Origin of the sequence: Shewanella marisflavi (assembly GCF_002215585.1) — a bacterium.
GTDB classification, from domain to species: domain Bacteria; phylum Pseudomonadota; class Gammaproteobacteria; order Enterobacterales; family Shewanellaceae; genus Shewanella; species Shewanella marisflavi.
In genome coordinates this window covers 1,715,732-1,728,726 of the sequence record NZ_CP022272.1, presented here as the reverse complement: position 1 = coordinate 1,728,726, position 12,995 = coordinate 1,715,732, and the positions used below count along the sequence as shown (strand labels likewise).

The 12,995-nt window shown below is 51.7% G+C and carries 12 protein-coding genes; 5 read left to right on the top strand and 7 right to left on the bottom strand.

What is annotated here, in order from left to right; translation table 11 throughout:
- Nucleotides 1-42 precede the first annotated feature (42 nt).
- From CFF01_RS07510 to CFF01_RS07500, 3 genes are all read right to left on the bottom strand, one after another.
- A complete protein-coding gene (locus CFF01_RS07510) occupies nucleotides 43-624 on the bottom strand; it encodes a uracil-DNA glycosylase family protein (RefSeq protein ID WP_088904395.1) in 582 nt (193 codons plus the stop codon).
- A 172-nt stretch (nucleotides 625-796) separates the two neighbouring features.
- The gene (locus CFF01_RS07505) at nucleotides 797-2,140 is read right to left on the bottom strand and encodes an NAD(P)/FAD-dependent oxidoreductase (RefSeq protein ID WP_088904394.1); all 1,344 of its coding nucleotides are present in this window, start codon (nucleotides 2,138-2,140) and stop codon (nucleotides 797-799) included.
- Entirely contained in the window at nucleotides 2,137-3,177 is a 1,041-nt protein-coding gene (locus CFF01_RS07500) for a proline racemase family protein (protein ID WP_088904393.1), read from the bottom strand. Before CFF01_RS07500 ends, CFF01_RS07505 begins: the two co-directional genes overlap by 4 nt.
- A gap of 203 nt (nucleotides 3,178-3,380) precedes the next feature.
- Between CFF01_RS07500 and dapA the strand changes: the two genes are divergently transcribed.
- From dapA to CFF01_RS07475, 5 genes are all read left to right on the top strand, one after another.
- Nucleotides 3,381-4,295 carry a 4-hydroxy-tetrahydrodipicolinate synthase gene (dapA, locus tag CFF01_RS07495; RefSeq protein ID WP_033540182.1) on the top strand — a complete coding sequence of 305 codons (915 nt, stop codon included), beginning with the start codon at nucleotides 3,381-3,383 and terminating at the stop codon, nucleotides 4,293-4,295.
- A 21-nt stretch (nucleotides 4,296-4,316) separates the two neighbouring features.
- Entirely contained in the window at nucleotides 4,317-5,318 is a 1,002-nt protein-coding gene (locus CFF01_RS07490; RefSeq protein WP_088904392.1) for a 4-hydroxyproline epimerase, read from the top strand.
- A 26-nt stretch (nucleotides 5,319-5,344) separates the two neighbouring features.
- A complete protein-coding gene (locus tag CFF01_RS07485; RefSeq protein ID WP_088904391.1) occupies nucleotides 5,345-6,910 on the top strand; it encodes an aldehyde dehydrogenase (NADP(+)) in 1,566 nt (521 codons plus the stop codon).
- Between the two features lie 106 nt (nucleotides 6,911-7,016).
- Nucleotides 7,017-7,688, top strand: coding sequence for a GntR family transcriptional regulator (locus tag CFF01_RS07480; protein WP_033540185.1), 672 nt, complete (start codon nucleotides 7,017-7,019; stop codon nucleotides 7,686-7,688).
- A gap of 99 nt (nucleotides 7,689-7,787) precedes the next feature.
- Nucleotides 7,788-8,855 carry a ketoacyl-ACP synthase III gene (locus tag CFF01_RS07475; protein ID WP_088904390.1) on the top strand — a complete coding sequence of 356 codons (1,068 nt, stop codon included), beginning with the start codon at nucleotides 7,788-7,790 and terminating at the stop codon, nucleotides 8,853-8,855.
- A gap of 99 nt (nucleotides 8,856-8,954) precedes the next feature.
- Here the strand turns inward: CFF01_RS07475 and CFF01_RS07470 are convergent, their stop codons facing one another.
- The 4 genes from CFF01_RS07470 to CFF01_RS07455 all read right to left on the bottom strand — a co-directional run bounded on the left by CFF01_RS07470 (nucleotide 8,955) and on the right by CFF01_RS07455 (nucleotide 12,925).
- The gene (locus tag CFF01_RS07470) at nucleotides 8,955-9,545 is read right to left on the bottom strand and encodes a lecithin retinol acyltransferase family protein (protein WP_088904389.1); all 591 of its coding nucleotides are present in this window, start codon (nucleotides 9,543-9,545) and stop codon (nucleotides 8,955-8,957) included.
- A 102-nt stretch (nucleotides 9,546-9,647) separates the two neighbouring features.
- Nucleotides 9,648-10,328 (bottom strand): exonuclease domain-containing protein, encoded by a 681-nt coding sequence (locus tag CFF01_RS07465; RefSeq protein WP_088904388.1) that lies wholly within the window; start codon nucleotides 10,326-10,328, stop codon nucleotides 9,648-9,650.
- On the bottom strand, nucleotides 10,329-12,176 hold the full coding sequence (locus tag CFF01_RS07460) for a DUF294 nucleotidyltransferase-like domain-containing protein (RefSeq protein ID WP_088904387.1): 1,848 nt from the start codon (nucleotides 12,174-12,176) through the stop codon (nucleotides 10,329-10,331).
- A 128-nt stretch (nucleotides 12,177-12,304) separates the two neighbouring features.
- Nucleotides 12,305-12,925, bottom strand: coding sequence for a class I SAM-dependent methyltransferase (locus tag CFF01_RS07455; RefSeq protein ID WP_088904386.1), 621 nt, complete (start codon nucleotides 12,923-12,925; stop codon nucleotides 12,305-12,307).
- Between the last annotated feature and the right edge of the window lie 70 nt (nucleotides 12,926-12,995).

The window sequence follows — 12,995 nt, the reverse complement described above, 5'->3', positions numbered from 1 at the left end:
GTTACTGCTCTTATGCTTAAGATATGCTTATGAGCATTAACACTAAGGCATAATGGCGCTCGCGACCCGGGCCTTTAGCACGGGCAATAATTCAGTTTCAAACCAGGAGTTGCGTCTAAGCCACAGATTGTTGCGCGGGCTGGGATGAGGCAGCGGCATGACACTAGCGCCATAAGCCTGCCAATCTTGTACACACTGGGTCACGCCACCGCAGCTTTTGCTGAAATGATAAGCCTGAGCGTACTGACCGATCACCAGAGTAAGCTGGATATCGGTCAGATGCGCCAATAAATCCTCACGCCAGGCGGGCGCGCATTCAGCCCTTGGCGGCAGATCCCCTGCTCGCCCCTTACCCGGGTAGCAAAATCCCATAGGGACGATGGCAAACAGAGCGGGATCGTAAAACTGCTCGCGATCGACGCCAAGCCAGTCTCTTAACCTGTCACCACTGGGGTCATCAAAAGGAAGCCCACTGGCAGCAGCTTTGGTGCCTGGCGCTTGACCCACAATGAGCACCTTGGCGGTCGATGCCGCCTGTAACACAGGCCTCACCTTATGACTAAGATGGGGCTGGCAGAGTTGACAACGGCGAATACGTCTAAGCAGCTGATCTAAGGTTTCCATTCTGGCTCCGACAAGGGGTTATTGGCCTAGTATAATGTCGAACCTAAAACGCAAGCGAATCTCTGTCTATATAGAGTGCCTATCGGTACTATGCAACACTATGCAGCACTATGATTTAGCACATTTCATCGCTTTAATTTCGCCGGCCAACATATCATCTCAAGATTTAATGCTAAAACCTGTCGATACGATAAGGGCTCATGTCAAGCTGTGGCTTTTCCCCTTTTATTGTCTGCGCCACCAGCGCAGCGCTAAACGCAGCCCATGTTAGCCCCAGATGTTGATGTCCGAAGGCGAAGAAGATCTTATCGCTCTTAGGCGAGGCGCCCAATACCGGCAAGGAGTCAGGCAAAGATGGCCTAAACCCCATCCAACGCTCTCCCTGTGAAACCACCGCCCCATTCAACACATTAGGTAACAACGCCTTGGAATGGGGCAGCAAACAGTCGGCCCTGGCTTCGACCAGCGGCGCCTTAAGACCGCCAAACTCTACCGTACCAGCCAAACAGGTTCCTCGCTTCATCGGTGTGATGATGAACTTGCGCTCAAAAGAGGCCACCGGCCTTTGCAGCCGACTCAACTGTGGCATCATCAGATGATAGCCGCGCTCGGTTTCAAGCGGCACCTTGAAACCCAACTGCCTAGCCAAAGGTTTAGACCAGGCGCCGGCACTAAGCAGTAATTTATCGCTTTGATAAGTTGCTCCGCCAGCCACACTGACGCTAACACCTTTTTCGTCCTGGTGGTCGCACTCACCTCCAGCAGCGAACTGAGTCACTTCACCTATGATAAATTCGCCTCCCAGCTTTTCAAACTGCCTTGCCAGACGTTGGCATAGCTCGGCAGGATCAGGCGTGTGACCCACGTCGGTAAACCACAACCCATGGGTGATCTCAGGGCTTAGATCTGGCTCAAGCGCTCTCACCTTATCGCCGCTAAGTAGCTCAACCGACACTCCGGCATCGCGATAGCTTTTATATACTCGCTCGATTTCACTCAGTGATGTCTGCTCAAACACCAGTAGACTGCCAGCTAATATAAGCAGCTCTTGGCAATCACAGTCACTCACTAACTGCAGCCAGGCATCGATACTCTTTTGATTGAGCGCCTTAATCGCCATTGAGTTATGGGCGCGTCTTGCGGGCAACATATTGACTAAAAAGCGCATAAACCAAGGCAGCGCCTTGAGGAAATAGCGCGGCTGAATACGGAATGGTCCTAAGGGATCAAGCAACATACCGGGTAACTTAGGCAACATGGCCGGATCTGCCAGCGGAAACACCTGCTCGGTCGCAAAGTGACCCGCATTGCCAAATGAAGCACCTGCGGCCACCCCTTGTTTATCAATAATGCGCACACTAAAGCCTGACTGCTGCAGCGCAATAGCGTTGGCAAGCCCTACTATCCCGGCGCCGATGATAGTGACCTCAGCAGGCTTCTTCGCTGGGCAAGCTGGCTTTGCGCTTGAAGCCAAAGGCTCTTCAGCCACACTGGAAACTGACGAATAATTGGTCATCTGAGCATAAACCCCTGCTGGAAAGGATCCTTAGGATCTAAGATAAACTCATGACGCCCGGTTATAAAGGCGCGGCCGCTCACCTCAGGGATCACCGCCGACTTACCATAAAAGTCGACGTTATCAAGCGCGCAAACCTGCATGGCGCCATCGACAATACTCTCAATTTTCAATCGCTCACCGAGTTGCGCCTCCCCCTTGGCGTGTAGCAGTGCGATACGACCGGCAACCCCAGTGCCAGTGGGCGAACGATCCACCTCACCGTCGGCAAATACACAAACGTGGCGCGAATGAGCATCTTTCGAGCTGGTCTTAGCCGAGGTAAAGATTGTGCCATAAAGAAAACCTAAATCGGCCTCCAGTGGATGATCAAGTGGATGCTTGGCCATCACCGCCAGCTTAATTCGCCGACCCCAATCAATGATTTGCGCCACATTATTCTGAGCCAGGCTGAGTCCTAAGGCATCGGCGTCGACATAGGCGTAATAAGCGCCACCAAAACCTATGTCATACGCCACCTCACCAATTCCCTCGACAGCAACGCAGCAACTGAGCGCCTCGGCCCAGGAAGGCACATTCACAAAGCTCACCTCGAGCTCGCCCACCTCGTCACGATAAGCCTTGGCTTGGATAAGTCCAGCTGGCGAGTCAATATTAATCCCTTTGGGCTCATCGCCAAGCACTATGGTGCCCGTCTCTACCGCAGCGGTCACTAAAGCTAAGATGCCATGACCACACATGCTGCTATAACCTTCGTTATGTAAAAACAGCACCCCGAAATCCGCACTCGGGGTCACTGGCGCCGTGATGATGGCGCCATACATGTCGGCATGCCCTCTGGGTTCATGCATTAAGAGTTGACGATAGTGATCCAAATGCGCCGTCAGATAACGCCGTTTAGCCAAGATAGTATCTCCAGGGATCTCTGGGTATCCCTCAAGCAAGATCCTTAATGGCTCACCTTCTGTATGGGCATCAAGCGTCTTAAAACGCGTGCAGCGTTCGAGAAAGCTAGAACTTAAATCTAATAGGCGCATTGGCACTTCCTTTGTTATTGTTTGTATGCAATATATAGTATTTGACGGTGAGGGATAAAAAGATAAATAACATCATTCTCACCTTGGGGCTTTTCTTCCCTTCAAAATTGTATACAATATACTATAGATTTTGGTGAACACCAAAACTTGATATCACTTTTTCGCCGCGTAATTTGCGCAGCAATATCTATAGAGGTCTGAACATGAAAGTAAACTGGCAAGGTGTATTCCCAGCAATTTCTACCCAATTTAATGATGACGGTTCGATCAACTTTGAGTCGAACGCGAGAATGCTGGAAGACCTCATTCGTGATGGGATCGATGGCATTATCGCTCTGGGAACCATAGGTGAAAATGCCTCCCTGACCCCAGAAGAGAAGCGTGAATTCATCAAGCACACGGTCGAGACAGTTAATGGCCGCATCCTGGTATTATCAGGCTGCACCGAGAACACGGCACAACAAGCGGCTAAATATGCTCAAGATGTTGAAGCGCTTGGCGTTGATGGCCTGATGCTCTTACCTGCCATGGTTTACCGCGGCACTGACCGTGAGGTAATTGCCCATTACCAACACGTGGCACGCTCAACCAAGCTACCTATCATGATCTACAACAACCCTGTGAGTTATGGCGTCGACATCAACCTTGAAATGACTGCCATATTGGCCCAAGAGCCAAATATAGTCGCTATCAAGGAATCGACCACAGATACCCGCCGCCTCACCGAACTGCAAAGCCGTTTCGGCGACCGTTTTAATATTCTTTGTGGCGTGGATGACATTGCGCTGGAGAGCATTCTTTTGGGGGCTACCGGCTGGATCTCAGGTTTAACCAACGTATTCCCAAGAGAATCTGTTACGCTGTTTAAATTGGCCCGCGCCGGTCGTATCGAAGAAGCACGCGAGATCTACCGCTGGTTTATGCCACTGCTGCGCCTGGATACGATTCCGACCTTGGTACAGTGCATCAAGTTTGCCGAACAGATCGTCGGTCGCGGCAGTGAAAACGTACGCCTGCCACGCATGACCTTAATTGGTGAAGAACGCGCCTATGTGGAAAAAGTCATGTCTGAGGCCTTGGCGAACCGTCTGGATCTCGACAAGTACAACGTCAACTAAACACCTAGGAGTATGGCATAGATGTTAAAAGGAACCTTCTTTTGCGTCGATGCTCATACCTGCGGTAACCCGGTCCGTTTGGTCACCAGTGGCCATCCGGACTTGCAGGGTCGCACTATGAGCGAAAAACGTCAGCATTTTCTCCAGCAATATGACTGGATCCGCAAGGCGCTGATGTTTGAACCCAGGGGCCACGACATGATGTCCGGCGCCTTTCTCTATCCTCCTTGCAGTGATGACGCCGACGCCGCCATCCTGTTTATCGAAACCAGTGGCTGCCTACCCATGTGTGGTCACGGCACCATAGGCACTATTACCGCCGCCTTGGAATCGGGCCTGTTAACCCCCAAGACACCAGGTCGCCTTACCATAGATGTGCCTGCGGGTAAGATTAAGGTGCAGTACCAACAAACAGGTGCCAAGGTGGACTGGGTCAAGATATTTAACGTGCCCGCCTATCTGGCCCACAAAGATGTAGTGTTGGATATTCCTGGCCTCGGGCCGCTTAAAATAAATGTCTCCTACGGCGGTAACTATTACGCCATCGTCGATCCACAAGCTAACTTCCCCGGCCTGCGCCACTGGAGCGCCGGCGATATTTTGCGCTGGAGCCCTATCGTTCGCGAAATCGCCCACAAGGAACTTAGCTGCGTACACCCTGACGATCCTACGGTCAACGGCGTCTCCCATGTTCTCTGGACCGGCGACACCATAAGCCAAGGCTCTAACGGTGCTAACGCTGTCTTTTATGGCGACAAGGCGATCGACCGCTCCCCCTGCGGCACAGGTACCAGTGCTCGTTTGGCACAGCTCTATAGCCGCGGCGAGCTCAAGGTCGGCGATGAGTACACCCACGAGAGCATCATAGGCAGCCAGTTTGTCGGCCGCATCGAAGCCGCCACCAAAGTGGGCGAGTTTGACGCCATCATGCCCAGCATCAAGGGATGGGCACGAATTACTGGTCACAATGCCATCACAGTCGACGATGACGACCCCTATGCCTTCGGATTTCAGGTGGTCTAACTGGCCACCCCAAAAGGATAATAGCAATGACAATAAGTATCACCAGCAGACTCAAGGGTCAGCACTACATTAATGGCCAATGGCAAGGCGAGCCTAATGGCTTTAACAGCTTTAACCCTGTCAGTAATAGCCAGATTGAGTGGCCCTTTGCCAGCGCAAGCCCAGCGCAAATTGCCCAGGCGACCAAGGCCGCTCAGCAGGCCTTTAGCAGCTATCGCAATAAAAGCGACAGCGAACGCGCCGCCTTCTTACGCCAGATTGCCGACAATATTGAAGCCGATCGAGAGGCGATAGTCGCCGCAGCACAACAAGAAACCGGATTGCCATTAGCCAGATTAGAAGGCGAAACCGGCCGCACCTGCGGTCAATTACGCTTGTTTGCGCAAAACCTGTTAACCCCTATAGAACAATATATTGCCGACATGGCTCAACCGGAACGTCAGCCACTACCTAAGCCTGACACACGTTTGGGCAAGGTTGCCCTTGGCCCTGTTGCAGTCTTTGGCGCCTCTAACTTCCCTTTAGCCTTTTCTACTGCAGGTGGCGATACCGCCTCGGCCTTGGCAGCCGGTTGCCCAGTTATCGTTAAAGGACACCCAGCTCATCCAGCTACCAGCGAACTGGTAACCCAAGCCATCGACAAGGCGATTAAGGCTTGTGATATGCCAGCAGGCGTCTTTAATCTGCTGCAAGGCCATACACCAGAGGTTTCGACGGGACTCATTGATGCAGCTGAGATCAAGGCAGTTGGCTTTACGGGCTCGTTAAAGGTGGGTCGTATACTGGCGGATCGCTGCGCCGCGCGCGCCGAGCCGATCCCCTTCTATGGTGAGCTTGGCTCCACTAATCCACAATTCTTGCTTCCCGGCATACTTGCGGATAAAGCCGAGACACTTGCCGAGACTCAGGTGCAATCCATGATGATGGGCCATGGTCAGTTTTGTACCAGCCCTGGTGTGATTGTCGCCATCAAAGGTGAGGCATTGGGCCGCTACTGCGATAGGCTCAGCCAGACCTTGGCCGAACAGGCTGCCGGCGCCATGCTCACTCCTGGCATAGCAGCGACCTACCAACAGCAGGTCGAAACTCTGTTAGGACATGGGGAGATCACTCTACTGGCGCAGGGCAAGGCGGCCGAGGCAAGTCATCATACCCGCCCGACGGCGCTAAAGGTAAATGCCGCTCACTATCTGGCTGACCAGGCACTGCAACAGGAGGTCTTTGGCCCGTTTGCTCTCTTAGTTGTATGTGACGATGCAGAGCAGATGCAGACCGTTGCAGACCAGCTTGAAGGGCAACTCACCGCCACCATTCATGGTCAAGCAAGCGACTGGGCCCATGCCCACAGTTTGGTCGATGCCATTAGCCAGCGCGTTGGTCGCCTTATTTTTAATCAGATGCCCACCGGTGTTGAAGTCTGCCACTCGATGAATCACGGCGGCCCCTATCCCGCCAGTACCGATAGCCGCAGCACCTCTGTGGGCAGTATGGCGATCCATAGATTCTTGCGGCCGATCTGTTATCAAAACATGCCAAGCGAACTGTTGCCCGAGGCATTAAGAGACGGGCAAACTCATCTACAGCGCTTTTAAGCCGCACTTTTAATAAAGGGAAACCACGGTTTCCCTTTATTTATAGTGTTATAAGCGGTAATCTTATGCGGATCACATATAATAACGAAAAGACATTACGGGAACTATGAGCCGAACAACTCCAATCGTTCATAAAACGCGCACTCAGGTCGTGGTGGAAGTCTTAAGAGAGAAGATCCTCTCAGGCGAAATCGCCGCAGGTGAGCCTTTACGTCAAAGTGCATTAGCCGAAGCGCTAAATGTCAGTCGTATTCCGGTCAGAGAAGCCTTATTACAGCTCGAAGCCGAAGGACTCGTAAAGTTTGAAGCCCATAAGGGCGCCACTGCTACCGAACTGTCGGTCGACCAGGTCACTGAGCTGTTTGAGCTAAGAGCCCTTATCGAAACTGACTTGCTTGCCAAGGCCATTCCAAACATCAGCGAAGAGATGTTTGCCGAGGCGCAAGGATACCTAGATGAACTTGAGGCGGCTTTCCAACAGGAAGATGCGGTGAGCAGTTGGAGCGAGCTCAATACTAAGTTCCACTCCTGTTTATACCAGGCGGCCAATCGTCCCCACACCATGGAAGTGGTACATGGCCTAAATACCAACTGTGATCGTTATATTCGCCTGCAACTCCTACTCGCAGGCGGCATACCCAGAGCGGCGCAAGACCATAGAGACTTGCTCACCCACTGTCGTAACCAAGACATTGATAAAGCAGTGACGCTACTGAAAGACCATATATTACATGCAGCCAACGCCATTCGTGAGTTGGTTGCACAACAGGTGAGCTAAATCACTGTTGCTTGCTTGTCTTCTTGCTAGGCTTATTAGATTAGTTTGATAAGGCAGAGCTATTGTTCTCTGCCTTTTTATTTTTGAGAGAGTATCCAGATGCAGTACGCCACTATTACCGGCTGGGGAAAATGTGTTCCCCCCGCAACGCTTACCAACCATGACCTTGCCACTTTTATCGATACTTCGGATGAATGGATTAAGCCGCGTACAGGGATCAGTCAGCGACACATCAGTCATGTTAACACCTCAGCATTAGCCTCAGTGGCCGCCAAGCGCGCCCTAGCCGCCGCGGGTATTAAAGGTGAAGAGATAGATCTGATTATCTTGGCTACTGCTAGCCCAGATACACTTATTCCTAATATTGCCTCAACTGTACAGGCCGATATTGGCGCCAATTGCGGCGCATTTGATATCAATGCAGCCTGCAGTGGTTTTCTCTATGGCTTAGGTCTTGCCAGTTCGCAGATCAAGAGTGGACAATCGAAGAAGGTATTGGTGATTGGCGCCGAGCGTCTTTCATTCTATCTTGACTGGTCGCGCCGCGAAACAGCGGTACTCTTTGGCGATGGCGCTGGCGCCGTAGTTGTCGAAGCTACAGATCAGCCTGGCGGCGTACTTGGCTATGAACTCAACAACGATCCCGCCGGCCGCGACATCCTTAAAGCCGGTTTCGGTACGGCTATGGACAGATTCGATGCTGCCTCACTTGAGTTCTATATTGAATTCAATGGCCAAGAGATCTTTAAGCGTGCCATTGCTGGTATGGGCAAGCTTTCCAACACTGTACTTGAAAAATGCGGTGTCGATAAAGATGACGTGGATCTAGTGATCCCACATCAGGCAAACGAGCGCATTATCGATACCCTGATCAACCGCATGAAGATCCCTAAAGAGAAGGCTGTGGTCAACATTGCCAACTATGGCAACACGTCGGCGGCCACTATCCCTATCGCCATCTGTGATGCTCTGGAAAAGGGAGTGATCAAGCCAAATCAAACCATCTTGTCTTGTGCCTTTGGAGCTGGCCTAACCTCAGCAGCCGTGCTATTTAAGTGGGGCGATCGTGTGACTCCAATCGCCCATAGTGATGCCGAGCTGCCACCTTGCGATAAAACCGGTATCGAGCTGGTTCAGCGCGCAGTGAAACACTTCTGCGGCGAGTGATCCATAAGTAACAGATAAAAAAATGCCGACATCATGTCGGCATTTTCTTTTACGGCTAACCTTCAACTAGCGGCTTGTTTCTCTCAAACGCCTTCCCCATCATTCTGGCCTAGCCCAAATAGCCTCATCCCAATAGATGGCCTGCGCGAAATGAGCTGCCAGCAAACGGTTAAGCTTGTCGAAACTTGAGATACTCTTCTCTTCACCGGTCAGACAGGACCAGACGAAGCGATGACAGTTATTATCAAACAGATCGTATTCGCGATACTGATAAATTGCCTGCTCAGCTCGTTCAAGGACTGACTCACCAATCAAAGGCTGATGCTGATGATCGCAGGCCACAAAGATACGGCTCCCCGTGCGTCCGGCCAGGAAACGCGTTGCAGAAACCGGCCTGATAAGACCACTACCATGCAGCTCCACCAAGGTGTCGTCTCCAAGCCAGATCCCAGTATGTTCAATCACGCCAAAGACAAAGCAACACACCAGGGCACCGGGCTTGGGCGCGACTTTCACCTCCCCCAGATGTAACACACTGGGGGATAAGGGGCTTACCCGCTCACCAATAGGCGCCTTAGGCGCCCTGCCCAGCCGTCTGTCTAAGGTGAGTTGCTTCTGTTTGTGCTTAGCATCGGCGATAAGGGCGGCCCCGAGGGCTGCGCCACCCAGCCAGAGTAAAGGTAGTGCCATCGTCTGTCTCTCAACGCTTTGTGTCTTAAAAAGATAATGGCGAAAAGCACGCAAAGATAAAGGGACAAAATGTAACCAAGTATAATCTTAAGTCACTAACACTTAGCCAAGTAGCTCGGTGAGTTTAACGCTGTCCATGCCCCCCATGGCTGCTATTTGCGCCAAGAGCAGCTCGCCGCAGGCTAAGGCATCGATAAGCGCATTGTGTGCCGCATACACAGGCAATCCATAGCGAGCACGGCTTTTACCTAAACGCAAACTGCCTTCTTGCAGGTGCTCATGCTGTCTCAGCAGACGCCTTTTTTCCAGCAACAGGGTATCTATTGCAAGCAGCTGAGTCTTCTCACCTAGATAAGCCTGTATACCGGTTTGTAAAAAGGCGAGATCTAACGGTGCATGGTGAGCCACCAACACCTTGCCCTGAGTTTCAGCTAAAAACCAGGCCATGGCTTGCTCTGGCGATAATGCTGCATCTAAATGATTATCTAAGATGCCATGTATGGTTGCACTTTGACCGACACTGCCCTCAATCTGCACCAGCTTATGCTGAGCCTCCTTAAGCACCAGTTGCCCCTGACGTATAGGCACCAGGCCAATACTTAAGATCTGATCAAAATGTGCATTCAAGCCCGTCATCTCAAGATCGATAGCCAACAACTCGGCCTCATTGAGCGGCTTATCCATGGTATCGAGCAGCGCCTGTTGATACGCCTTCAGCGTGGCATCTTTAGCCAACAAGGCTCGCCAGCAAAGCTGAGATTTTATTTTAAGCCCTGCAAACACCTAAAAGCTCCGAGTAAACTTAAGCTTTAGTCCCGACTGAGCGTCATGCACCACCTTGAATGCATCACGCAGCTGATGACGCACCAAGGAGGAAAGCTGCTGGGGCATCAGATAATTGGTCAGCGGTTGATTATGGGTATATTGATACCCCTGATTCGACAGGCGCATATGAGCAATAAACTCATGCGCATCGGCAAGATTGAGGGCATCTTTGCGATTAATGATATTTTGCTCCATTAATAACCGAATGCGCTTGGCGGTATTCACCTCACTGATCCCTGCTGACAGAGCATATACTCTGGCAATGTCGTTGATAAGCGCACTGCCCTTGTGTTTTAGATCGATCCCCTTCACCTCTTGTCCATCACGCTCCAAGACAAACTTCTTAAAGAAGCCCAGTGGTGGCGAGACCTGCAAAGCATTAGTTGCCATGCCCGCCAAAAAGATATCGTTATCCTTGGTGGACGCCAGCACCTTAGATTGTAAGCCATCAAACAGGCTAGATGGGCCATAGACGCAGCGCATGTCAAAGAAGATGCTGGCATGCATCAAGGCCTTGGGCTCTGGACGCTCTACCCAGTTAGCAAACTTTTGCTGCCACTGAGTCAAGGTGAGCCGCCACTCTGGGTTTTGCGCCATGATATCCCCAGGGCAGTAGACATAGCCGCAGCGATCAAGCCCAGCACAAACCGCCTTGGTCAGGGCATCAAAATACCCCTGGGCATGTTCATCCATTTCGTGAGCCAGCAACAGACCATTGTCTTGATCCGAGCAAGCGGCCTGATCCTGGCGTCCTTGAGAGCCAAAAGCCAACCAGCAAAATGGCATGGGTGCCTGGCCTAAGATCTGCTGATTGAGCACGATAAGGCGGCGCGTCAAGGCGTCGGTAACTGAGGTCAGTACCCGGCCTATCTCCTCGGCTCTGGCATCGGCACTAATGAGGTTTTGCAGTAGCAAAGGGATCTGTTTGGAAACATGTATCAGACTCTCGAGATCGTGCTGACGCTCTATCTCACCGATCAATAACAAGGGTTGGGAGCTCTGCCCTCTGAGTATATCTGTGCTGGTGATCACCCCGACGGCCTGTCCCTCGTCCATAATGGGAAGATGGTGAATATTGTGCTGACTCATCAATAACATGGCCTCGAACACCAAAGCATTGGCACTCAAGGTAGTTGGCGACACTGTCATCGCCTGATGCACAGGCAAACTGCCATCTAACGATTCCGCCAACACCCGATTGCGCAGATCTCGGTCGGTCAAAATCCCCGCGAGCTTTTGGTTATCGATGATCAATACAGAGGAGACCCGATTGTCTCGCATTAGGCGGGCAGCATCGCTGACACTGGCATTGATATCCAGGCACAGCGGCTGCTTAGACATCAAACTGCTCACTCTGTTCGTTGAGCCCAGCTCCTTGGCCTTAAAGCGTCCCTGATGACGCAAACGCTTGGCGAACGCACGGTTAAAGAAACGATCAAACTCGCGACTCTCGCTTCTGAGCTGATTAAAGGTTTCGGGATCTAAGTGATACACCAGACCATCTTCGAGAATTTGTACACGGTTACTCACCGTCTCGCCCGAGAGCAGCGAAGGAAAACCGAAGAAGTCGCCGTCGCCGAGGCGGTCAATAAGATCACCGTCTTCGCCGCGCACCTCGAAGGCACCACTGCGCACGATATAAAGTTGAGGATGCTCCTCATCGAGGGGCACATAGACAGAGGAGCGGCTGTAATACCCCACTCTCAGCGCACGACAGCAGCGTTCTAAGGTATCGGCAGACAAACTGTCAAACGGCGTCAGCTGCCCCAGAAACTGGGTGATAGGTTGCAGTTCACTCTGATCCATATTCCCTCTCTAGCAATCACAGTTAACGTCGGCCTCTCGCCCGCCAACCTCTTTAGGCTATCGCCGTTTTATTCACTATAGCCTTAACAAACAGACTCTTGCTATTCGACTAAAGGCCAGCGAATGGCTTAACGGCGCCGAGCCATGATAAAAAGATCCACATCACCTCGCTCGGGGTAGTCCTGACGATGGCAGCTGACTAATTCGAATCCAGCAAAGTTTAGCTGCTCAATGAGCCACGCGCCGCCATGATAGTAGATGAACGCCTGATCGCCACTGCTGGAAGTTTGCAGATTAGAGGCGCTATAGTCTCCCTCCATGGTACTCAAATAGAGAAGGCCACCTTGCTTGAGTCTGCTAGCCATCGATTCAATTAAGGTTTTTGCCTCCTGCTGATTAAGGTAAGGCAAGCAAAATCCACACACTATGGCATCAAACATCTGGGTTAACTTATCGATCGCCAGACAATCCATCACTTCAAACTGAGCGGTGGGATTATTCTCCCTTGCCAGACTGACCATCTGCGGCGCCAGGTCGGTTCCCAAATAGTCAAGCTGTGGACGACGCGCTAACAGATAGCGAGCAATGTTCCCTGGACCACAGGCAATCTCAAGCACTTTATCTCGCGCCCCCAGCATCTCACTCAACCGCTCATAGGTGGGTTCGTAAAGCGGCATCTGCATATACTTATCCTGATACTGGCGAGCCAGCTTATTAAAGGTCGCTACCGATAATTGATAATGGCTCACGTCTCCCCCTATAAATATTGACTACGAACCTTTGTGGCTAGTCTTTTTGCCGAATCTCTGAGACTGCCAG

Excerpts from the sequence above, each read along its gene's own strand:
- CFF01_RS07475 (WP_088904390.1), top strand. The coding sequence starts at position 7,788 with ATGCAGTACGCCACTATTACCGGCTGGGGAAAATGTGTTCCCCCCGCA.
- CFF01_RS07500 (WP_088904393.1), bottom strand. The coding sequence starts at position 3,177 with ATGCGCCTATTAGATTTAAGTTCTAGCTTTCTCGAACGCTGCACGCGT.
- CFF01_RS07480 (WP_033540185.1), top strand. The coding sequence starts at position 7,017 with ATGAGCCGAACAACTCCAATCGTTCATAAAACGCGCACTCAGGTCGTG.
- CFF01_RS07510 (WP_088904395.1), bottom strand. The coding sequence starts at position 624 with ATGGAAACCTTAGATCAGCTGCTTAGACGTATTCGCCGTTGTCAACTC.
- CFF01_RS07485 (WP_088904391.1), top strand. The coding sequence starts at position 5,345 with ATGACAATAAGTATCACCAGCAGACTCAAGGGTCAGCACTACATTAAT.
- CFF01_RS07460 (WP_088904387.1), bottom strand. The coding sequence starts at position 12,176 with ATGGATCAGAGTGAACTGCAACCTATCACCCAGTTTCTGGGGCAGCTG.
- dapA (WP_033540182.1), top strand. The coding sequence starts at position 3,381 with ATGAAAGTAAACTGGCAAGGTGTATTCCCAGCAATTTCTACCCAATTT.
- CFF01_RS07470 (WP_088904389.1), bottom strand. The coding sequence starts at position 9,545 with ATGGCACTACCTTTACTCTGGCTGGGTGGCGCAGCCCTCGGGGCCGCC.
- CFF01_RS07490 (WP_088904392.1), top strand. The coding sequence starts at position 4,317 with ATGTTAAAAGGAACCTTCTTTTGCGTCGATGCTCATACCTGCGGTAAC.
- CFF01_RS07505 (WP_088904394.1), bottom strand. The coding sequence starts at position 2,140 with ATGACCAATTATTCGTCAGTTTCCAGTGTGGCTGAAGAGCCTTTGGCT.